Genomic DNA, 19,655 nt, shown 5'->3' with positions numbered 1-19,655 from the left:
ATGCCATCCCGCCGCTGAGCACGGGCCGGCGCGGTCGACCGCGCCGACGCCCCGACAAGCTGCACGCCGACAAGGCCTACGAGGCCAAGGCGCGCCGCCAGGAGTGTCGGGCGCGTGGGATCGTCCCACGCATCGCCCGCAAAGGCATCGAGAGCAGCCAAAAGCTCGGCCGCCACCGCTGGGTCGTGGAGCGCACTCACGCTTGGTTCAACCGCTTCCGCCGCCTGCCCGTCCGCTACGAGCGCCGCGCCGACATCTACGACGCCTTCACCACCCTCGCAGCCAGCCTCATCACCCTCAAACAGATCAGACGGTTCTGTTAGGCGCTCTAAGCCCGCTCTCCCCGCCGCCTACGCCTGGCTGGCCGCCGAGGCTGGTCCTCGCGTCCTCGTCGAGGCCCTATCTCTATATGGTACGCGCGAGACCGCGGGCGCCGCCAACAACCCGGCGATCCTCGCATGGGCTCGCGAGGTCGGCCTTCAGGCCTCCTACACGGCCGACAGCGTGCCGTGGTGCGGCCTGTTCGTCGCCCTGGTCGTGAAGCGGGCCGGGTTCGAGCCGGTCGCCGCGCCCTTGTGGGCCCGCAACTGGGCGACGTTCGGTACCGCTGCCCCGAAAGCCAGCCTCGGCGACGTCCTCGTCTTCGTGCGCGACGGCGGCGGCCATGTCGGCCTCTACGTCGGCGAGGACGCCTCCTCCTTCTTCGTGCTCGGCGGAAACCAGGGCGACCAGGTCTCGATCGTCCGCATCGCCAAGAGCCGCTGCATCGCGGTCCGCCGCTGCCCCTGGAAGCTCGCCCAGCCCGCCAACGTCCGCCCCGTCCGGCTCGCCGCCGGGGGCGCCCTCTCCCAGAACGAGGCCTAAGCCGTGGACGCCATCCTCACCGAGCTGATGGGCGACGCGAAGCCGATCGCAATCGTCGGCGGCATCTTGGGCGCCCTGGCCCTCTGCTACCCCTGGATCCGCCGTCAGCTGCGGGAAATCTCCGACAGCGACGCGATCCGGACCGCCGCCGACGCCCTGCGCAAGGAACTAGGCGAGCTGCTGGATAAGGAGCAGGCCAGGGTCGCGACGCTGACGACCGCCCTCGAAGAGGCCTCGACCCAGGTCCGCGGCCTCCGTGCCGAGAACGGGACGCTGACGGCCGACATCGCCAGCCTCAGGCGCGAGGTCCGCACGATGCTGCGGCTCGCCATGTCTATGAGGGCGGCAATGGAGAGGGCGGTCGCTACCGGCGACTGCGGCCCCCTCCGGCTTTGGCTCGACCTCAATCCCGTCGAAGCCGACGACACCGTGAGGCCGGCCGCGTGATCGCCCGGATCGCCGCCGCGCTCGGCCTGCCGGTGTTGCCCCTCGCCGCCGCGGCCGCCCTGTCGGCGGGCCTGAGCGGGTGGCTCTCGTACCGTGTGGGGAGCGTGCTCGGCGACCGGGCCGGCTACGCCCGCGGCGCGAACGACGCCGGGCGGCAGGCCGAGATCGCAGGCCTGCGACAGGCCCTGACGACCGCCCGCGCCGATCGGGACGCCGCCGACGCCGCGGCCTCCCGCGCCTCAGAGACAGCCGCGGCCGCCGAGGCCGCCCGACAGACAGCCGAGGAGGGCCTCGATGTTTACCGCCAGGATTTGGCGCGGCGTCCTCGCGGCGCTTGCGCTCTCGACGACGCTGACATCGACCGGCTGCGCCCCGACCATTACCGGCGCCCGTCCGGACGTGACGGCGCGGGCGCTGCCCCGGGTCGATGACGTGATCCGGGCCCCGGCCAAGCGACCCGCTCCGTCCCGAAATGAGGACGCGCGTCTGTTCGCCCGCCGGGCTCTCGATTACGGCGACGCCAACTCGGCCGCCCTGACGGATGGCAGGGAGGCCTACGAGGGCCTGCGACGGGGCCTCGCCGGAGGCCAGCCATGACGCCCGAGATGTTGGCCCTACTCGCCGTCGCCTGCCTCGTGCCCCCGGCCGAGACGCCTCTGCCCGACCCGGCGCTCACTGCCGCCCTCGCCGCGCTCCGGCCGAGCCATGTCGCGAGCCCTCCGGCACCGGCCGAGGTGACAGCCGCCTTCGCTGCAGCGGCCCAAGTCCGGAGACGCCGTCATGCCCGCTGAGGTCCAGTCTGCAACCGCCGCCGTCATCGACGCAGCGAACCGCTTGGTCGCATGGCGCCGGTGGTATCTCGACCTGCCGCCTGACCGCCCACTGCCCGACGACCTCGCGGCTGCACTCGAACGGGCCCTGGCCGCCCTCGATGCCGTCGAAGGGGTCCGCACATAATGCGGACCCCCCACCAGAGTTGGGAAACGCGCCTCCGCTTCAGGCCGTCCCAACGGGACGTGAGGGCGCTCGTCGCATGGTGCGCCCTCGTTGGTGAGGACGCCGACCACGCCTGCCTCGAAAGGTGGGGAATGCCTGCGAGCCAGCTGATTAGGGGCGCGCCTCGCAGGCCCAAGGGTACTCACGCAGCGAGTACCCCTGCCGGCGTGGGGCAGGCCTAAGGACTTCTCAGGCCTCGGGGATCTGCGGATACGGCGGAGCGAATTCCAGCTCCAGCATGACGACCTGCTTCCGATAGTCCGGTGAACCGTCGAAGCGGATGCCGGCACCCATGTAGCCGCCCATTAGCTTGTGCAAGATCGCTCGGCTCGCCTCTCCCTTCTCGGCCGCGACCAGGCTCTTGAGCGAGGTGTGACAAAGACGCGCAGCCTCGTCCTGCTTAAGGTCGAGGAGGGTGCGCGCCGCGCGGAGCATCGAAGGGGTCGGGTACATGCAAACAGGTATAACCGGGTCGTCACCCATCTGCTAGGCGACAGGTATAATTTTTTGGGTGCTATTTACAAATTTCGGATAGTAGGCTTTCCTTGGTGCGTCGCCACCGGCAGTCGCCGGCAGGGCGGCCCGGGGAAGCGGAGGGAAGCCGCCGCCCCGGACCTGGTCAGCCAAGAGGTGCATCTCATGACCGAGCCGAACCGAGACATTAGCATAGAGGCGCTCATCGCGAGCCCCCCCGAGGCAGTTACGGCCAGGGATATCCCGGCCCTGCAGGAGGGCCTCATCGCGAGCGCGAAGTTTCTGGAAGAGGCGGCGTTCTACGAGCAGGCCATGTTGTGGGGCCGCACGGACGCCCGGGCCGCGCACGCCGCGATCCTCGCTCGGGACGTCCCCGACGTCGAGCCCACGTTCCCCGAACTGCGGCTCGCGACGCTCGCGTGGCTCACCCAAATCATCCGGCGCGAGGAAGGGGCGCCGCCGGACGTGCGCGACCTCATGCGCGAAGTGGAGGCCGAGCAAGCCGCGAGCAGGGTCGCCGACAAGGCCCGCGAAGCCGCGTTCCGCCGGGATCCGGGCCGCTGGCTGAAGGACGCCACGCCCCTCGCCGTACCGATGCTGCGGGCGGAGGGGTGCTGGATCGCCGACCGCGACGGGGAGGTCGTCCTGTGCACGCACGCGAGCTCCGTGTGCAATCGGGAGGCCCAGCGCAGTGTCGAGGCGGCCTACACCAGGGCGCTCCGGGACGAGTATCGGACCGTAATCGTCGTCGGCGCGCCCGGCCTCGGGGATCGCGTCAAGATCCCGGACGCCATGGAGCGGGATCTCATGGAGGTCGAATTCGAGGTCGTCGAGATCCCCGCGGCCGACCTGACCGGCCCGGCCGCCCCGACCGGCGGGAGGGCCGCCTGATGAACGCCCTCGTCCCCATCCGCGAACACTCGCCGGTCCCGGTCGTCGCCATCGTCGACGGCCGGCCCATGGCCGACAGCCGCAACGTCGCGGCCATGTTCAGCAAACGCCACGACAACGTCGTGCGGGACATCCGGGGTCTCCTCAAATCTGAGGAGACCCCGGCGATCCAGGGCTACTTCGTGGAGAGCTCGTACGTCGATCCCCAGAATGGCCGGACGTACACCTGCTATCTCATGGATCGGTCCGGCTTCAGCATCCTGGCCATGGGCTTTACCGGGGCCCGAGCGCTGCGGTGGAAGGTCGACTACAACGGCGCGTTCGAGGCGATGGAACGGCAGCTTCGGTCCCGTGCGGCAGGCGGCGCCGAGATCAACGTGCGCGACCAGGGACAGCTCGCCGTCATCGCCACCCAGCTCCTTCAGCTGACGCAGGAGATGCGTGAGCGCGCCGAGAGCGCCGAGGCCACGGTCGAGGCGCAGTCGAAGGAACTGGCGATCGCCGCCCCCAAGGTGGAGGCGTTCGAGGCGTTCATGGCGACCGGCAAGTGGGAGAACCTGAGAACCGTCTGCCGCCTCCTCAACGCCCGGCAGGGCGAATTCTTCGACTGGATGAAGCGCCGGGGCTTCATTTTCATGGAGAGCGGTTGGCTCCAGCCGCGAGCCGATCTGCGCGAGGCCAAGTACCTGATCCCGCGCAAGTTCGAATGCGAGGACGGGAAGGTTCGCGAGCAGACGCTCGTGACGCCCGCCGGGCAGACGTGGCTGGCGCACCGGTGGCAGGCCTACAAGCGCAGCGAGGCTCGCAAGGCCATCGAGGAGGCCGCCAAGGCTGCGGGGACCCTCTTCGACTAAGGTCTCGCCTCAACCGATACCCTTCACACCAAGGGGGCCCGGCACCGCCGCGGCCCCCTTCTTCATGCCCCGAAGGAAGCCAAACCCCGTTCGCTTCCGTTTTACTGCACGACCTCCGGGCAGGGCATCGGACCCCCGTACCGCCTGTAGGTCGTCCCGTCGTGGGCGAGGCTGCCGTCCGCCCGGACGTGGAGGTCCGTCTCGTACGGGCTGCCCGCGTCGGCGCTGTGGTTGCCGAAGCAGCGGGCCCCCCTGAGCTTCCCGTGGCGGTAGCTGACCGCGTGGCACTCCATCCCGTCGATGCCAGCCGATCCGCGGCGGGGGACGTCGATGCCGATCGGGTGGCCGGCACCGCCGACGGGACAGTACCAGCCGGGGGCGGGGCGGACCTGCGCCGGGGCCGGCCCGGCGGCGGCGAGGATGGCGGCGAGGGCGAGGGCGGGGCGCACGTCAGATCTCCAGGGTCAGCAGGGGGTCGAAGGATGGGTTCTCGCGTTCGTCGATCCAGTCTCCGTTGCGGCGCCGGTGCGAGGTATCGTGGCCCCGTGGGTTGGCCAGGACGCGCGTTCGGCCGACGCGGTAGTCGACCGACCGGTGGACGTGCCCGTGGATCCAAAGGTCCGGGGCTTGCTCGCCATCCAGGATCGCCGAAAGATCGGATGCGTACGCGGCGTCGCCGGGCCCGGTCGCCTCGCCAGCCGGGAGCGAGCGCGGGTGCGGCGCGTGGTGCGTGACGACGACTGTCTGGCCCTGGTGCGGCTCCGCGAGGACGCGCTCGATGCGTTCGCGCTGTTCGCCGTGCAGCGCGAGCGCGGCCGGCGGGCGGAACGGCGCGGGGCTACCCATCCGGTCCCTCTTCTGGATCCGGCGGTGATCCCTCATCCCCCGCTCGCGATCGCCGGCCTCCCTCATTCCCCACGCCTGAGACCAGCGCGGCTGCCCGACGGCGTAGTTCGTCCATAGCGTTGCCCCCACGATCCGCAGGCCATCGACGACGCGGGACTGCCCGCCGTCCAACAGTGTCATGTCCGCTGCGATCGCGGCGTCCCGCCCCCGAGCGATCTCGTCCGGGAGCCGGCAGCCGTAGAAGTCGTGATTGCCCGGCACGTAGACGACGTGCCTCGCGCGAGGCCGGACGTGCGCGGCGAGCCACGGGATCGCCCGCCGCGTCAGGCCGTCCGCGACGTCGCCGGCCACGATTGCCAGGTCGACCCGCGGCCCCGGGGGCGGCTCCCAGGGGCAGGCGTCGACGTGCAGATCGGAGAGGATCCACGCACGCATTCAGGCCTCCCCCTCGCGAAAAGGCTTCCTTCCCTGTGCGTGGGCGTCGCACATGCACTTGACCCATGACCCCCTGCGCAGAAGTCCGGGCGCCCCACAGTATTCGCAGACAAAGTTTGAGATGTGGTCAATGCAACTGATCACGTTGTCCGCATGGCGATCGTCGCCCTTTGCTTCCGTATACCATCGGAGCGATCCAAACTTCTCCTTCGTGTCTACGGTCTTGAACCCACGCGGGATGCCGTGCTCTGTGATGAGCTCGGCGCCGGCTTCCCACAGCCACGACCAGCCAGCGTGGGATGCGGGCGGGAACGGGAAGATCTTCGGGTGCGCGCGGGCGAGGTCCTCCGCCCACGTCGAGGGGGCGTGAGGCGGGCCGTGCCGCCAACGGCAGGCCTGGTAGCGGACGAGCACGGCCAGCAGGTCGGGCCCCGCCGGCGCGCCGAGGACGTGACCACCGCCGGGGAGAGGACGCCGTTGCCTGTCGGGCGACAGGAGGGGGGCCTTCCAATCGACGATGGGGCCGACGGGGGACGGGCGGACGCCCCGTACCTCCAGGCTTTCGGCGCCCTGGTGGAGCCGGAGGGCGCGCCCGGCGATGACGGTGAATTCGTCGCGGATCATCAGAGATCTCCAGGCGGCAGGGGGGCGAAATGGTAGGCGATGCCCTCCGCCTCCCGGGCGAGCCGCAGGCCTTCCTCGGGCGTCAGCTTCCCCTCATCGACGAGGCGGGCGATCCGTATGACGCGGGCTCGGGCCCCGCGGCCGATCAGGGAGCAGATCCGGCCGCTTTCCCAGGAACGCTGGAGCTGGGCGGCGATTGAAGAGAGGTCGTCGAACTGTGTCACGGACCCCTCCCTCAGTGGCGCGGCGCGAGCCGGTCGCGCCCGGCAAGGACGGTCTCGACGAGGCGGCGCAGGGGACGGAGCGAGCCGCCGCGCCAGTGCTTGCCCACCAGGTCGAGCTCCTCGCCGTCGAGGTCGGGCAGCCAGGCGGCATCGAGCCCGCGTTCCGCCCGGATCTCGGAGACGAGATTGGCTGCGACGACGGGCAGGTGCTCGATGCCTGGAGACGGGACTTCCAGGATCCGGAGGCGATCCCGAAGGGCTTCGGGGATCCCGGAGATGCTGTTGGCCGTGGCGAGGTACGTGACCGCGCTCAGGTTGACGCCCGTCTCGATGTAGAGGTCAAAGATGCTCTTGGCGTTCTCCCGCTCAAGGAAGGGCAGCAGGACGTCGCCGAGCGAGCCATTGCGGCGGTCAGCCGAGGACTTCTCGATCTCGTCTATGCCGACCGCGACGGTGGCCGTCTCTTCCTGAAGGATCGCCTGAAGGGGGATTGAGGCGCGCCCAGTGCCCCATTGCCGGCTCGTACCGCCGAAGGAGCCGTCCGACGCGCCGGCCGCAGAATAAAGGCGCAGCGGCAGCCCCAGCAGGCGGGCGACCGCGCGGACCGTGGCGGTCTTGCCGGTGCCCGGCGAGCTGACGAGTACGGTCGGCCGGAGCCACGCGTACGGCGCCCCAACGAGGTCTTGAGCGAGCGTCTCGAATACGGGCCGCAGCCAGGGCGCGGCGGCCGACCCTCCCTCCACGAATGCCTGCGGGTCCGGCGCCCCCAGCAGTGGAAGGGCCTTGCCGGCGATCCGGTCGAATTCGGCGCGCGGCGAGTCCCTCCGTTCCTGGGCGTAGGTCGTGGGCTTCGCGAGATGCCCGAGCGACGGGACGACGACGAGCGTCCGGACGGCCGTCGGCTCGGGTCTCTCCGGCGCCGCAGCGCTCTCACGGGCACGCGTTTCAGCGACCTCCTCGGGGGTTGGATACGCCACGCCGTCGCCAAGGAAATCGAGCGCCAGGTCGCCGTCCTGAGGCGCGGTCATCCCGGCGCCGCCGCGCAGGACGTCGTCGGCGGCCTGAAGCTGCGCCTCGGCGTCCCGAAGCGCGTAGCCGAAGGCGTGCCAGCGCTCGGCGTTGAGCTCGCACTTGCTCAGGCGAGCGTAGTTCGGCTCCGGGTTGTACGGCTCGTGCGTGAGGTCTTGGCAGGCGTCGCTCGCCCACACGATTGCCGCGCGCAGGCACAGGTACGCCTCTCCGTAGTATTCCTGAGAGAGAAGGAAGCTAACGTGCTGAGCGGCAGCCGCCGAGATCTCGGCCGACGCCTGTGGGCACCCTAGCGCGGCGAGGTTAAAGGCCAGCGCTTCGTGGCAGCGTGCCGCTGCTTGCGAGACGTCGATCCTGGCGACAACGGACGTGCTGAGCTCGAACAGGACCGCCCGGCACCGGCGGAGCGTGCGGGCGGTGGTGTCGTCGATCGCGATCTGAACTGCACGCCGGCACTTCGAGGGTAGCTGCGCGACGGGCAGATAGCTCAGGCGGATCTTCGCATCGACGCACGCATCCCAGCCGACGAATTCACCGCCCGCGAGCATTTCGAGGCGCGGCAGGGGAGCGCTCGGAGCCCGGGGACCGGTGACTGATGTGCTGTCGCGGCGGACGCGCGCGATCGCATTCGCCGCCCTTTGGCGGTCGGACTTCGACTTGGACATGTGGGGTAGCTCGCAGAACGGAGGACGCGCGGGCGGGCGCCGAGCAGGGCTCAGGCGGCGGTCGGCGGTTTCCGTTTCGATGTGCGAGCGCGGGTCACAGGGGGGCTCCCGATGAGGAGTCCCGACTAAAGCCTGGGCGGGCCTCGGGGGCAACCCGCCCCCTGTGGACATCCTCACCAAGCAGCTAACCGGACCGCTCGAATCCCGACATCCCGCCCCGCGACAATTTGGCGCACATGCTGGGTCGGGAGGCCCTCCCTCCTAGGGGAGCCCCTCTGACGAATCAGTCGTCCTGCATTTTTGGTTGTCAGCGTCCAGTGCGAATCGGACGGCCGTGGCAGGCTGACGTCCTGTGATCCAAGGACGCCAGGACATGCGGCAGGCCACACACTCTACGGCGATCCCCGAAGGCCTCCGGGCCCGCCTCCACGCCAGGTTCCCCAAGTCGCCGATGTGGGCCCCGCCCGCGCCTGCGGGCCCGAGCCCGTGGGAGCTCATCCGCGCGGTCCTCGCGAAGGGGCGCGCCGACGGCCTCAATGACGTCCAGCTCGCCGGGGGTGTCTACGCGATGCTGGTCAGCCACGGGCTGATCGACGGGGGGCGCGCATGACCCGGGCCTTCTACGCCATGCCGCGCCTCCAGCAGACGGCCTTCCGCCGGGCAGTGGCGGCCGTCCGCGACAGCCACCCGGGGACCACCTCGGCCGAAAGGGCCTTCCTCGCCCTCGATGTCGACCGCCGAACGATCGAGCGCACGCACACGCTGGAGCTCCACGCCCGCATCGCGGAGAGGCTCGCCCTCACGCCGGAGGCCGACCGCGCCGGCATCGAGGCCGCCCTCTTTGGGAAGGCCGCCCACACGGCGGAGGCGACCCCGGCGGGCACGGGCCTGCCGGTTGTGGCGAGCTTCTGGTGAAGGAGAGAGCGATGCAAATCCGAGAACTGGGCGACGAGGCGATCCGCGAGATCCTCGCGGAGGCAGTCGATGGCATGAAGCGGAGGACCGGGAAGGCGTGGGGGCTGGACCTCGACGGCGAGCAGGACCGGCTTCGCGTCGTGCTCGATGGCCGGACGTTCCTGCGGACGTACGTTACGGTCTACCTGCCTGACCAGGTTGAGGGCGACGTGCCAGTCCCGGAGGCGATCCGCTTCCGCTCCGCCCTACGCCGAAACATCCTCGACGCCACTCAAGCCCTCACGCCCGTGCCGGACGCCGCCGACATCCCGGCCGCGTTGGTGCAGGTATTCGGCGCGATCCAGACGCTCGACGCCATCGACCGGCAGCCTGGCATGATCGTGAGCCTGCCGAGCGTCCGCCATGGCCTCTACCGGATCCTCGACCACCTCACGGGCAACGACCACTCGGGCTGCTCGGGCAAGCCGAGCGTGGCGGATTTCGGCCGGGCCGAGGAGGCCGCCTGACATGCAGGATAGCCACCGAACCGAGCTGTCCGGCGAGATCCGGCTGACCATGAGGCACATGACGCCCCACGTTCGTCGGCTCTTCAATCTTGTGGAGGAGCCCCTGAGGGAGGTGAGGCATCCCTTCATCGGGGCCAACCGAGCAACTCGCCGGGCGGCCGAGGCCAGGGCGAGGAGGCGGGCGTGAGGCTGATCGAGCGATCCCCCGAGTGGTGGGCTGACCGCATCGCCGGGGAGCCCGACGTCCCGATAACGGCCGGCCGGCCCGTCATCGAGACCGAGCCCACGGCCGGCCCGTCCCCGGCCTACGTCGAGATCCTGAGGCAGTACCTGCAGGCGGCGATCGACGCCGGCCTCTGCACCCTGCCGAAGGGCATGACCGTCGATGAAGTGGTCGCCAGCTTCGAGTGGGCGCCGATCGGCACGGTCAGCCTGTTCGGCGAGGGCAACGAGCGGGCCGAGATCTCCGAGCGCGGCTGGATCCAGGATCTCCGCGGATGACCCGGCACTGGACCGACACGATGGTGGCCGTCGCCACGCACGCGGCCGTCACCGCCGCGCAGGCCCGCGTCGCCGCCGGGGAGACCACCGCCGTGGAGGAGTGCACGGGCGTCGGGCGGACCTGCGCCGAGGTGCGGGCCCATGCCGAGAGCGAGCTCCGCGCGTGGCAGGCCGACGGCGAGGATGGGAAGGCCTGACATGCAGGGGCCAGCCGAGCTCTACGACGACCGCCTGCCGCCGGAGCTGCGCGGCCGCCTCACTGCCGAGGAGGCCTTCTCGTGGCTGAAGCGGAACCAGGCGCCTCTCTACGAGCAGCATGAGACGGCACGGTTGGAGCGCCTCCGGATCGAGGGCAACCGGAAGATCCGCAAGGCCGCCGAGGCCGAGCTCCGGGCGAGAAGGCGCGTGACGGCCTAGGCTTCCCCGTCCCCGTCCTGGGACATCGCCCTGTCCAGCGCGGCGGCCCGCTCCTCCGGCGGGAGGGCGAGCCATTCCGGGCCGGGGCGGTCTTCGACATGGCCTGCCGGCCGCCGCGGCGGGGCCATCCCTTCGAGGACGCGGAGAGCCTCGGGCGGGTAGTCGTCGTCAGGCATGCTACAACCCTTTGAGGTCCTCCGGCGACGGATCGGGGCCCCAGTCCGCCCGGATTAGGTCGGCTCTCCGCTCCATGTCGCCGGCGAGCCTCATCGCGATGCGTTGCAGCGGCTCGATCATGGCCTCGGGCACGGGGCGCCGGCCGGAGATCCAGTGCCCGATCTGGGGCTGCCCCACCGTGCGGCCGATCTCGCTCGACAGGATCTCCGCCAAATAGCTCTGCCAGCGCGGCCCGAAGGCCATCTCGCCGAGGCGAATGACGTGCATGCGGACGATCGCCTGGCGTTCCGAAAGGCCGCTGAGGTCGACCTTCACTTCTTGGCGAGCCCTCGGGGGCTTTGAGGCGGTCACGGGTCGGGGCTCCTGAATGGGGTGGCAGGTAGGGTAGCATGGTGCCGGTGCGAGGGAGCCGAAACCCGCGATGCGCGGCGGCTCCCCCGAGGCGGGCATCAGGCGGGCTCGATTTCGAGGAGGGCCTTCATCCCCTTCCGGATGCGCTCGGCGCCCTCGCGGAGGCCGCGCTCGTGCCCGGCCTTCCACGCATCGATAGAGAGCTCGACCTCGCGGCGCGTCGTTTCTGCATATCTGTCTGGATTGATGGCGATGATAGGAAGATCTGTGTCGATGGATGCTTCTGGTTCATATACTTCGACGCGCATACCGAAGGGCATCCAGTCGTGGACTTGGATCTTGTACCCCGGGAAATCTCCCAATCGATCGCGGACAATGATTTCGCGATGGGCCTTCTGCATCCAGCGGAGGTTGCGGAGGCGAGCGACCTGGTTCTGGTTAAGCCGCCAGGTTTCGTCCTCGTCCTCGGTCGTGTTCGCAGCGCCTTCGACGAAGAGGCGGGCCGCGGAGACGGCGTTTTCGGCGGCTGTCCACTCGTCGTCCTCGGACCACTCGCGGATGGCCGGGGCCGCGGCGACGTGGGGCGCCAGGGCGGCGGCGATCGTGTCGTGCCCGGAGTGGGCGTCGAGGTCGAACGCGAGGATCGCGGCGACCGCGGGGTGGGTCGGGTCGACGTGGGGGACGTCGGTGGAGGTCTTGAGCATGTTAGGGTTCCCGGTGGGGTGGAAGGGTCGCTCGGCATGAGGCCCGTGCGGGGCCGGCGGGATCCGCGGTGCGCGGCGCCGGCCCCGAGGCGGGCATCACGCGGGCACGGTCTCGGAGGCGCCGCCGGCGTGCCCAGCTTCCTCCAGCTCGTCGGAGAGCGTGCGCTGCAGGCTGTCCGTCGTCGCGTCGGAGATCAGGCCGTTGGCGTGCAGGTCGCAGACGTGCGCCCAGGCGCGGTCGTAGCGCATCCCGGCGTCGTCATAGGGGAGGAACCACATCGCTTGGCAGCGCCTGCAGCTGGCGAGGGCCTCTTCGAAGGTCATGGGGACGGCTCCAGTTCGGGAGGGATGAGGCGCTCGGCTGAGGCCCGTGTGAGGCTCCCTGGATCCCGTCGACGCGGGAGGGAGCCTCAAGGCGGGCGTCAGTCGGCGTAAACTCCCGTCCGGCTCAGCAGGAATATCTCGACCGTCACGTCGTCATCGATCACCACGCCTCCGCAGCCCAGCCAAAACGGATGCCCGAAGGAGTCCTCCCGGTACACGAAGTATTCGTAGTTGTGCGGCTGCATGAACTGGTAGCGGTATAGGCTCCCGTCGTTCCTGAAATAGAAGCAGCTCGGCAGCACGTCGTCGCCGTCGACAGGGATAGTGCAGTCCTCGTCCTCGAAGACGCCGTCCTCGTCCTCGTCGTCATCCTCCTCGTCCTCGTCATCCTCCTCGGTGGCCTCGGTGGCCGGCAGCGGACCGGCCTCGGCCCTGAGCCGGGCGAGGAGCTCCTCCGTGGCAGCCTTGTAGTCTCCGCCCTCGGGCGTCTCGGCGGCGACGTGCTGCTCGATCGCCTCCTCGGCGAGCTCGCGGTCGGCGGCGGTCGTGGCGGACTTCCAGGCGGCGATGGCGGTGTCGATCGTGGGGCTCGTCGTGCTCATGGGGTTCTCCTTGCTGGGGAATTCTACGGTGGGCTCGCTCGCTCGCGTGTGTCCGGTTACCGGACACAGCTGAGGCCCGTGCGAGGCCGGCGGGATCGCGGCGTCGGCCCCGAGGCGGGGCTCAGGCGGCGGTCCGGAGCATCTCCCACATCGTCATCTCGGCGTTACGCAGCGCGTCGAAAAGCGGATGCCGCTGAGGCAGATGCTGTTCGGCGAGCGCCTCGACGCGCCCAAGCGCCATGGCGGCATCTGTGAGCGTGCCAGGGTCGCGGTGGCCCTGCTCCATGTCGGAGACGCTCTTCTTGACTAGCGCATCGGCGGCCATCGAGGCGTCGCTGGTCGGAACGTGCAGGATAAGCAGACGCTGGACCTGCGAGAGGGTCGACAACATTGCGGAGGTGGGTGTCAGCGCGTCGATCATGGCGGGGATCTTTCGGATTGAGGGAGGATCGAGGCGGGGCTCAGGCTCTCGACACGGCCTTGTGCTCGAACAGCCACTCCTCGGCTCGCCCCTCAAGGAGCTCCAGCGTCTCGAACAGCTGCCGGCGCGCGGCCTTGAAACCCTCGGGGTAGGCCTCGGCGAAGTTGGCCAGCGCCTGTTCCCTGTAGGCCTCGCGCCCCGCCGTCTTCTCGTGCGGATCGAGGTCGTAGCAGCGCTCCATCGCCGCCCGCTCCACGTCGAGCGAGTAGAGCAGGAAGCGGACGTCGCTGAGCGCCAGCGCGGACGCCACCGGCATCAGCGTCAGCAGCGTCAGCGGCAGCGCGGGCCGGGCGTCGATCGTCAGGCCCTGCACGCCAGCTTCGACGATCCGGACGGCCTCGGCCTCCGTGACCCCGTTCCGAGGCATGCAGCCGCTCACCGAGAACACGCCCGTCATCAGGCGCCGGCACGCCCGCGACTGGATCGCGAGAAGGGAGGAGAGAACCGGCTCGGGGGCGCGCCCGCCGGGGATCAGGCCGTCGTGGTCCCCTTCGCGGTTGGAGAGCTCGGCGTCCGTCGCGGCGGAGACGGCGTCGACCGTCGACTGGATCAGGGAGCGGTCCCCCAGCGTGAACGCGGCGCCGACGTAGCCGCGCGCCTCGCAGGCGTCGACGAAGGCCTTGCCGAGGGCCTCGTCGAGCGTCTCGCGCGTCGCGGCGGGGGAGAGCAGGCAGGGGGCGGGGCGGATGAACATCGATCGGTCTCCGGTGCAGAGGAGGTGCCCGAGGGAGGCGGGCGGGAATGCGTCTCCCTGACGAGCCGCCCGACGCCGGGCGGCTGGCGAGGGAGACCGGGGGTGGGCCCCGGTCCCTGAAGTGGTCAGTGGATCCCGAGGATCTCGCCGGCGTCGTTGACGACCAGGCTGTCGTAGGTCGGGGTGTCGTCACCGTAGGCCCGGTCGTGGTCGCGGGCGGCGGCGAGGCCGTCGAGCTCGCCCTCGTGCGCCTCGTCGAGCGCCTCGTTGAGGGTCTCGCGGGCGGCCTCCAGCGCCTCGTAAACCTCGCCCTCGCCGTCGAGATCGCCGTTCTCCCAGTCGCTGTCAGCGAGGCCGACGAGATGCAGGACGGCGTCGATCTCAGCGCAGTCGAGCCGGTACTCGACGAGGCTGCCGTCGTCGGAGGCGTCGATGCCGGTGCCGAGGGCCTTGACGGCGACCTCGGCTTTGCCCCCGATACGGGTGCCGGGCTGGACGCTGCGGAGGATGGTGACGGTGGCGGTGCGGAGGATGAAGGCGGGCATAGGAGGCTCCGTGTGATCCGGGAGAGGTCTCTCGCCCCAGTGAACATAGAAATATGTCCGATCCGTTAATCTGTCAACGGGACATGTGTCTATTACCGTAGCGATCCCATGCGACATGTTGTCCACTCCACAGGCGGGCTTGCCGCCGGGGTAGCGAGGGAGGCCGACATGGGCTGGCGGGCGCAGGACGCGCGGGACCGCGAGGAGCGGGCGCGGAGCCGGGCGGTCCCGGTCGTGGAACGGTGGGCGTGGGGAAGGCTGGCCGCGATCGGCGCCGGCGTCGCGGCGGTGGCAACCGCGCTCTGGTGGACGGCCTGAGGCTCGCCCGGGTCAGCCAATGCTTGGAGATGTCAACGGCGGGTGAGAGCGTCTGACGGTGACCGTCACGGACGGGGCTGCGAGCCCCGGATCCCGCGTCGCCGACCACCCCGCCGGGACCAGCTCCGGACGGGGTCTTTCCGCATTCTGGTCCCGTTTCTGGTCCCAGGCCTTGCCGGAAACGAGAAAGGGCCCCCGCAAGGGAGCCCCTTTTTCTCAATCATTCCCGCGACATAGAGGCCGGCTGGGAATGGTGGGCGCGACAGGGATCGAACCTGTGACCCCTACCATGTCAAGGTAGTGCTCTCCCGCTGAGCTACGCGCCCCGGCAGAAGCGCTTGGCTCCTGCGACGCCGGGGCTATAGCCTGGACCCCGCGGCTCCGCAAGCGTCCTGTCGCGCTTTCTTGAGGCAATCGTGCGGGACGCCCCGGCCGGGCGTCGGCGCTGCGCGGCGTGGGAAAATCAGCTAAGCCGACGCGCGGCGCGTTGCGCCGGCCTGATCCGAAGGGACGACGATCGAGGATGCGGTTTCTGCTCGAGGCCGACGAAGGAAAGATGATCCGCGGCTGGGTCGTCCCGGACGATCCCACGGCGATCAGCCGGGTCTACGTCACCGTCGAGGGACGGCGCGTGGCCGAGGTCTCCGCGATCCACAAGGATCCGACCTTCATCGAGTACGGCTGGCACTCCACGGGCCAGTGCCATTTCGAGGTGCGCGAGGACCATATCCCCGGCCTCGCCAAGATCGAGCGGCTCGAGATCTACGACGTCGACACCAACGTGCTGATCCATCGGCGCCTGCCCAAGAAAGGGCTCGCCAAGCCGAAGGCCGTGCTGATCAACGCGCATATCCGTCCGGAGACGGTGATCCAGACCGCGCTCTTCCCCCATTTCAAGCAGAGCTATTTCGGGATCGGCCGGTTCCCCGAGGAAATCCTGCTGGCGATGTTCGACACCGACATCCTGCTGTCGTGCTTCATGGCCGGTTCGATCATCCTCCCGCGCTACGAGGGCCATTTCGTCCAGGGCAACGCCCTGACGATGATGCTCCTGCACGATCCCTACGTGGAGATGGCGAGCCGTCTTGCGTGGCTGCGCGAGCGCGCCGACATCGCCATCGACCCGAACCAGAGCTGGCGGCTCGGCCACCTCGCCGAAGCGGCGGCCTTCACGGTCGATTACGACTACACCGACGTGAAGAGCCTCAAGCGGCTGTTCCGGATGCTGCCGGAGCCGGCCTATCATCTGCTCTTCAACCCCTATACCCGCCAGCTCAGCACGACTCAGCCCGACGACCGGATCATCCCGGCCAACTCGATCATCGCCGTCGAGGTGCTGTCGCGGGTCGGCATCGTCGGCCACCGCGATTACTTCGAGGCGTTCATGGCGACCGTGTTCGACCGCCTCAAGATCAAGGCGCCGGTGCCGCTGCCGCTGCCGATCCCCAACGCGACCCTCGAACTCGCCGAGCGGCTGCGCGGTCTGCGCTTCCTGCGCGACTGGGTCGAGTTCGACATGGTGCTGAGCGACGCGGTCAACGCCTCCGTCTCGCAGAACTGGCGGGATTGACGCGATGGCGGGGCGCGCCCGTGGGGCGCTGGCGGTGGCGGAATCGGAGGGGCAGGAGGTCCGCGTCGAACTCGAAAGCCGGCTCGGCGGCGCCTGGGTCACGCTGGCATGGCGCGATGTCGGCAGCGGCGGACGCCCGCGTGCCCTCCTCAGCGTCCTGACGGCGGACGGCGCGTCGACGGCGCTCACCGAGGAGCCGACGACCGGCGACGGGTTCGCCTGGACCGGTCGCCTGCCCGAGGGGGCCGCGACCCTCCGCTTCACCGCCCTGTCGCGCAGCGCGCCCTTCGCCCTCGACGGCCTGACCCTGCGCCGCCGCTCCCGCGTCGCGCTCGCGCTCGGCGCGGCCCGGCGCCGGCCGGATCTGGCGGCACGGGCGGTCTATTGGCGCCTGCTCGGCCTCAAGCTGCGCGGCCGCGGCCTGCTCGCCCAGGCCCTCGCCCACCGTGCGGAGACCGGCTACGCGGCCTGGATCGCCCGCTTCGATCGCCTCGGGCCGGAGGAGCGTGCGCGCATCCGCGCCGAGATCGCGGGCTGGGAGGCGCCCCCCCTCGTCTCGGTGCTGATGCCGGTCCACGATCCCGATCCGCGTGTCCTCGACGCGGCGATCCGCTCGGTCCGCGGCCAGTTCTACGCCTGCTGGGAATTGTGCATCGCCGACGACGCCTCGACCGATCCGGCGATTCCCCGTCTGATCGCCCGCCACGCCGCCGAGGAGCCGCGCATTCGCACGCTGCGGCGGGGCGAGAACGGCCATATCGCGCGGGCCACCAACGATGCCCTGGCGCTGGCCTCGGGCGTCTTTTGCGCCTTCCTCGACCATGACGACCTGCTCGCCGAGACGGCGCTCTACGAGGTCGCCAAGGTCGTGCGAGACGATTCCAGCCTCGTGCTGGTCTACAGCGACGAGGACAAGGTCGATGCCTGCGGCCACCGCTTCGAGCCGCATTTCAAGTCGGATTTCGACCGCGAACTGCTGAACGGCCAGAACTACGTGAACCATCTCTGCGCGGTCCGCACCGACGCCCTGCGGGCGCTCGGCGGCTTGCGGCCGGGTTTCGAGGGCAGCCAGGACCACGATCTGCTCCTGCGGCTCGCCGAGACGCTGGATCGCGACGCCGTCCGCCACATCCCGAAGGTGCTCTACCATTGGCGCGCGGCCGCGGGCTCCGGCACCTTCTCGGACCGGGCCCTGGCGCGGGCGGAGGACGCGCGGCTGCGGGCGCTGGCCGAGGTGGCGGGCCGGCGCGGCGCGCGGGCCGAGCGCGGGCCGCAGGGATTCAACCGGCTGGTGAGGCCCTTGCCCGAGCCCCCTCCCTTGGTCTCCGTGGTGATCCCGACCCGCGACCGGGCCGAATTGCTGGCGCTCGCCCTCGACGGCGTGTTGTCGCACACCGCTTATCCGAACATCGAGGTGATCGTCGTCGACAACGACAGCCACGAGGAGGCGACGCGGGCCCTGTTCGCGCGCCATGCCGCCGAACTTCGCCTGCGGGTGTTGCCGGTGCCGGGCCCGTTCAACTTCTCGGATTTGTCGAACCGCGGCGCGGCGGCGGCGCGGGGCGGCGTGCTCCTTTTCCTCAACAACGACATCGAGGTGCTGGAGCCGGGCTGGCTCGCCGAACTCGTCTCGATCGCCGTCGAGCCCGAGATCGGCGCGGTGGGGGCCAAACTGCTCTATCCCGACGGGACGCTCCAGCACGGCGGCATCGTGCTCGGCGTCGGCGGCATCGCCGGACACAGCCATCTCGGGATCGCGGGCGACGCCCCCGGTTACTTCGCCCGGATGCACCTGACGCAGGAGGTGTCCGCCGTGACCGGAGCCTGCCTCGCGGTCCGGGCCGAAGTGTTCAGGCAGGTCGGCGGCTTCGACGCCAACGCGCTGGCGGTCGCCTTCAACGACGTGGACCTGTGCCTGCGCCTGCGCCGGGCCGGATACCGCAACGTCTGGACGCCCTACGCCCGGTTGATTCACCACGAGTCGAAGAGCCGGGGCCCCGAGGATACGCCCGAGAAGCGGGCTCGGTTCGAGGCGGAATCACGGGTGATGCGCGAGCGGTGGGGGCCGGAACTGCGGTCCGATCCCTACTACAATCCCAACCTCTCCCGCGCCTCGGGACATTTTCGGCTTTAGAGTGCCTCACAAAACGCCCGTTCACGGCCGGTGTCCTCTCCGGACGCGACGGCGCAGCGGGAGTTTTGTGAGAGACACTTGGGTGCCGTCCGGGGGCAAGGAGTACCGGTCCGTCGGACGAAGGCACGGCCAGAGAGGGAGATGGAGCCGCCGGACTTATGCCGTTAGGTTGCACACAGCTCTGGCGCGTCGGCATAACCGATTCACGACGGCTTTCGGAAAAACCGATGCGGTACGCCGTCTCGAGGCGGATAGACCCTGTGAGGCATGCGTCCGAAGCATCTGCACGGCGGCGAAAGGTGCCCCGGCGATTGCGTCGCGGGGCGCAACGGCACTAGGACGACGCGGCGCAGCATCTGGCCTGCGGCGAGGATACCGGCGGAGGCTTCGATGCGGATAGCGATGATTGGTTCGGGCTATGTCGGTCTCGTGTCGGGGGCGTGCTTTGCGGATTTCGGTCACGAGGTGATCTGCGTCGACAAGGACCCGCAGAAGATCGCGGCGCTGGAGGCGGGCCGCATGCCGATCTACGAGCCGGGTCTCGAGACGCTGGTGGCCGACAACGTCCGGGCCAAGCGCCTGTCCTTCACCACGGACCTGAAGCCGGCGGTGGCCGGCGCCGATGCGGTGTTCATCGCGGTGGGCACGCCCTCGCGGCGCGGCGACGGCTTTGCCGACCTGTCCTACGTCTACGCGGCGGCGCGTGAGATCGCGCAGGCGGTGACCGGGTACACGGTGGTGGTGACCAAATCGACCGTGCCGGTCGGCACCGGCGACGAGGTCGAGCGGATCATCCGCGAGGCCAACCCGCACGCCGAGGTCGGGGTGGCCTCCAACCCCGAGTTCCTGCGCGAGGGCGCGGCGATCGGCGACTTCAAGGTGCCCGACCGCATCGTCATCGGCGCCGAGGACGAGCGGGCGGCGGAGGTGATGCGCGAGGTCTACCGGCCGCTCTACCTCAACGCGGCGCCGATCCTCGTGACGGGCCGTCGCACGGCGGAGCTGACCAAGTACGCCGCCAACGCGTTCCTGGCGACCAAGATCACCTTCATCAACGAGATCGCGGA

The 19,655-nt window shown here is 69.9% G+C and carries 30 protein-coding genes and 1 tRNA gene; 16 read left to right on the top strand and 15 right to left on the bottom strand.

What is annotated here, in order from left to right:
* The 6 genes from BM140_RS24225 to BM140_RS26035 form a co-directional block, all read left to right on the top strand.
* On the top strand, positions 1–323 hold a 323-nt coding region (locus tag BM140_RS24225), incomplete at its 5' end, for a transposase (RefSeq protein ID WP_165616543.1).
* 37 nt (positions 324–360) lie between these two features.
* Positions 361–864: a TIGR02594 family protein gene (locus BM140_RS24220; RefSeq protein ID WP_091951962.1), complete on the top strand. Its 504-nt coding sequence runs from the start codon at positions 361–363 to the stop codon at positions 862–864.
* A gap of 3 nt (positions 865–867) precedes the next feature.
* Positions 868–1,311 (top strand): hypothetical protein, encoded by a 444-nt coding sequence (locus BM140_RS24215; protein ID WP_091951960.1) that lies wholly within the window; start codon positions 868–870, stop codon positions 1,309–1,311.
* Positions 1,308–1,742: a hypothetical protein gene (locus BM140_RS24210; RefSeq protein ID WP_091951958.1), complete on the top strand. Its 435-nt coding sequence runs from the start codon at positions 1,308–1,310 to the stop codon at positions 1,740–1,742. Before BM140_RS24215 ends, BM140_RS24210 begins: the two co-directional genes overlap by 4 nt.
* Positions 1,743–1,904: 162 nt before the next feature.
* A complete protein-coding gene (locus BM140_RS25585) occupies positions 1,905–2,102 on the top strand; it encodes a hypothetical protein (RefSeq protein WP_131803954.1) in 198 nt (65 codons plus the stop codon).
* The gene (locus BM140_RS26035) at positions 2,092–2,268 is read left to right on the top strand and encodes a hypothetical protein (RefSeq protein ID WP_165616549.1); all 177 of its coding nucleotides are present in this window, start codon (positions 2,092–2,094) and stop codon (positions 2,266–2,268) included. The genes BM140_RS25585 and BM140_RS26035 overlap by 11 nt, the downstream gene beginning before the upstream one ends.
* 228 nt (positions 2,269–2,496) lie before the next feature.
* Here BM140_RS26035 and BM140_RS24200 read toward each other — a convergent pair whose 3' ends face one another.
* Entirely contained in the window at positions 2,497–2,742 is a 246-nt protein-coding gene (locus tag BM140_RS24200; RefSeq protein ID WP_131803953.1) for a hypothetical protein, read from the bottom strand.
* A 204-nt stretch (positions 2,743–2,946) separates the two neighbouring features.
* On the opposite strand from BM140_RS24200, the gene BM140_RS24195 reads away from it, so the two are divergent.
* Together BM140_RS24195 and BM140_RS24190 are read left to right on the top strand one after the other, a co-directional pair.
* The gene (locus tag BM140_RS24195; RefSeq protein WP_131803951.1) at positions 2,947–3,672 is read left to right on the top strand and encodes a hypothetical protein; all 726 of its coding nucleotides are present in this window, start codon (positions 2,947–2,949) and stop codon (positions 3,670–3,672) included.
* Positions 3,672–4,526, top strand: a complete 855-nt coding sequence (locus BM140_RS24190) for a phage regulatory protein/antirepressor Ant (protein ID WP_091951950.1) — start codon at positions 3,672–3,674, stop codon at positions 4,524–4,526. Before BM140_RS24195 ends, BM140_RS24190 begins: the two co-directional genes overlap by 1 nt.
* A 101-nt stretch (positions 4,527–4,627) precedes the next feature.
* Here BM140_RS24190 and BM140_RS24185 read toward each other — a convergent pair whose 3' ends face one another.
* From BM140_RS24185 to BM140_RS24165, 5 genes are read right to left on the bottom strand one after another with little or no spacing between them, the layout of a single operon-like run.
* Positions 4,628–4,975, bottom strand: a complete 348-nt coding sequence (locus BM140_RS24185) for a hypothetical protein (protein ID WP_091951948.1) — start codon at positions 4,973–4,975, stop codon at positions 4,628–4,630.
* 1 nt (position 4,976) lies between these two features.
* Positions 4,977–5,807: a metallophosphoesterase gene (locus BM140_RS24180; RefSeq protein ID WP_091951946.1), complete on the bottom strand. Its 831-nt coding sequence runs from the start codon at positions 5,805–5,807 to the stop codon at positions 4,977–4,979.
* Positions 5,808–6,431 (bottom strand): hypothetical protein, encoded by a 624-nt coding sequence (locus BM140_RS24175; RefSeq protein ID WP_091951944.1) that lies wholly within the window; start codon positions 6,429–6,431, stop codon positions 5,808–5,810.
* Positions 6,431–6,655, bottom strand: coding sequence for a hypothetical protein (locus BM140_RS24170; RefSeq protein WP_091951942.1), 225 nt, complete (start codon positions 6,653–6,655; stop codon positions 6,431–6,433). Before BM140_RS24170 ends, BM140_RS24175 begins: the two co-directional genes overlap by 1 nt.
* An 11-nt stretch (positions 6,656–6,666) precedes the next feature.
* Positions 6,667–8,349, bottom strand: coding sequence for an AAA family ATPase (locus BM140_RS24165; RefSeq protein WP_165616548.1), 1,683 nt, complete (start codon positions 8,347–8,349; stop codon positions 6,667–6,669).
* Positions 8,350–8,955: 606 nt separating this feature from the next.
* On the opposite strand from BM140_RS24165, the gene BM140_RS24155 reads away from it, so the two are divergent.
* The 5 genes from BM140_RS24155 (at position 8,956) to BM140_RS24130 (ending at position 10,688) form a co-directional block, all read left to right on the top strand.
* The gene (locus BM140_RS24155; RefSeq protein ID WP_091951936.1) at positions 8,956–9,264 is read left to right on the top strand and encodes a hypothetical protein; all 309 of its coding nucleotides are present in this window, start codon (positions 8,956–8,958) and stop codon (positions 9,262–9,264) included.
* An 11-nt stretch (positions 9,265–9,275) separates the two neighbouring features.
* Positions 9,276–9,770, top strand: coding sequence for a hypothetical protein (locus BM140_RS24150; protein WP_091951934.1), 495 nt, complete (start codon positions 9,276–9,278; stop codon positions 9,768–9,770).
* Between the two features lie 183 nt (positions 9,771–9,953).
* Positions 9,954–10,271: a hypothetical protein gene (locus tag BM140_RS24140; RefSeq protein WP_091951929.1), complete on the top strand. Its 318-nt coding sequence runs from the start codon at positions 9,954–9,956 to the stop codon at positions 10,269–10,271.
* Positions 10,268–10,468 (top strand): hypothetical protein, encoded by a 201-nt coding sequence (locus BM140_RS24135; RefSeq protein WP_091951927.1) that lies wholly within the window; start codon positions 10,268–10,270, stop codon positions 10,466–10,468. The genes BM140_RS24140 and BM140_RS24135 overlap by 4 nt, the downstream gene beginning before the upstream one ends.
* A 1-nt stretch (position 10,469) precedes the next feature.
* Positions 10,470–10,688: a hypothetical protein gene (locus BM140_RS24130; RefSeq protein ID WP_091951926.1), complete on the top strand. Its 219-nt coding sequence runs from the start codon at positions 10,470–10,472 to the stop codon at positions 10,686–10,688.
* Here the strand turns inward: BM140_RS24130 and BM140_RS24125 are convergent.
* The 9 genes from BM140_RS24125 to BM140_RS24085 form a co-directional block, all read right to left on the bottom strand.
* Positions 10,685–10,864, bottom strand: a complete 180-nt coding sequence (locus BM140_RS24125) for a hypothetical protein (RefSeq protein WP_091951924.1) — start codon at positions 10,862–10,864, stop codon at positions 10,685–10,687. The genes BM140_RS24130 and BM140_RS24125 overlap by 4 nt on opposite strands.
* 1 nt (position 10,865) lies before the next feature.
* A complete protein-coding gene (locus tag BM140_RS24120; RefSeq protein WP_091951922.1) occupies positions 10,866–11,180 on the bottom strand; it encodes a hypothetical protein in 315 nt (104 codons plus the stop codon).
* Between the two features lie 134 nt (positions 11,181–11,314).
* On the bottom strand, positions 11,315–11,920 hold the full coding sequence (locus BM140_RS24115; RefSeq protein ID WP_091951920.1) for a hypothetical protein: 606 nt from the start codon (positions 11,918–11,920) through the stop codon (positions 11,315–11,317).
* A 96-nt stretch (positions 11,921–12,016) separates the two neighbouring features.
* Positions 12,017–12,244, bottom strand: coding sequence for a hypothetical protein (locus BM140_RS24110; RefSeq protein WP_091951918.1), 228 nt, complete (start codon positions 12,242–12,244; stop codon positions 12,017–12,019).
* A gap of 98 nt (positions 12,245–12,342) precedes the next feature.
* Complete coding sequence (locus BM140_RS24105; RefSeq protein ID WP_091951916.1) at positions 12,343–12,846, bottom strand: hypothetical protein; 504 nt, start codon at positions 12,844–12,846, stop codon at positions 12,343–12,345.
* Positions 12,847–12,967: 121 nt separating this feature from the next.
* On the bottom strand, positions 12,968–13,267 hold the full coding sequence (locus BM140_RS24100) for a hypothetical protein (protein ID WP_091951914.1): 300 nt from the start codon (positions 13,265–13,267) through the stop codon (positions 12,968–12,970).
* A gap of 40 nt (positions 13,268–13,307) precedes the next feature.
* Positions 13,308–14,021, bottom strand: a complete 714-nt coding sequence (locus tag BM140_RS24095; protein ID WP_091951912.1) for a hypothetical protein — start codon at positions 14,019–14,021, stop codon at positions 13,308–13,310.
* 125 nt (positions 14,022–14,146) lie between these two features.
* Complete coding sequence (locus tag BM140_RS24090; RefSeq protein ID WP_091951910.1) at positions 14,147–14,566, bottom strand: hypothetical protein; 420 nt, start codon at positions 14,564–14,566, stop codon at positions 14,147–14,149.
* A 569-nt stretch (positions 14,567–15,135) separates the two neighbouring features.
* Positions 15,136–15,210 (bottom strand) — tRNA-Val (locus BM140_RS24085).
* Between the two features lie 197 nt (positions 15,211–15,407).
* Here BM140_RS24085 and BM140_RS24080 point away from each other — a divergent pair.
* The 3 genes from BM140_RS24080 to BM140_RS24070 all read left to right on the top strand — a co-directional run.
* A complete protein-coding gene (locus BM140_RS24080; protein ID WP_091951908.1) occupies positions 15,408–16,454 on the top strand; it encodes a hypothetical protein in 1,047 nt (348 codons plus the stop codon).
* Positions 16,455–16,458: 4 nt separating this feature from the next.
* Positions 16,459–18,588, top strand: a complete 2,130-nt coding sequence (locus BM140_RS24075; RefSeq protein WP_091951905.1) for a glycosyltransferase family 2 protein — start codon at positions 16,459–16,461, stop codon at positions 18,586–18,588.
* A 390-nt stretch (positions 18,589–18,978) separates the two neighbouring features.
* Positions 18,979–19,655: UDP-glucose dehydrogenase family protein (locus tag BM140_RS24070; protein WP_131803897.1), on the top strand; the 677-nt coding region annotated here is incomplete at its 3' end.

The organism is Methylorubrum salsuginis (genome assembly GCF_900114375.1).
In the GTDB taxonomy this organism is placed as follows: domain Bacteria; phylum Pseudomonadota; class Alphaproteobacteria; order Rhizobiales; family Beijerinckiaceae; genus Methylobacterium; species Methylobacterium salsuginis.
Note: the sequence above shows the minus strand (reverse complement) of the source record. Positions and strands in the feature narration are given on the sequence as shown.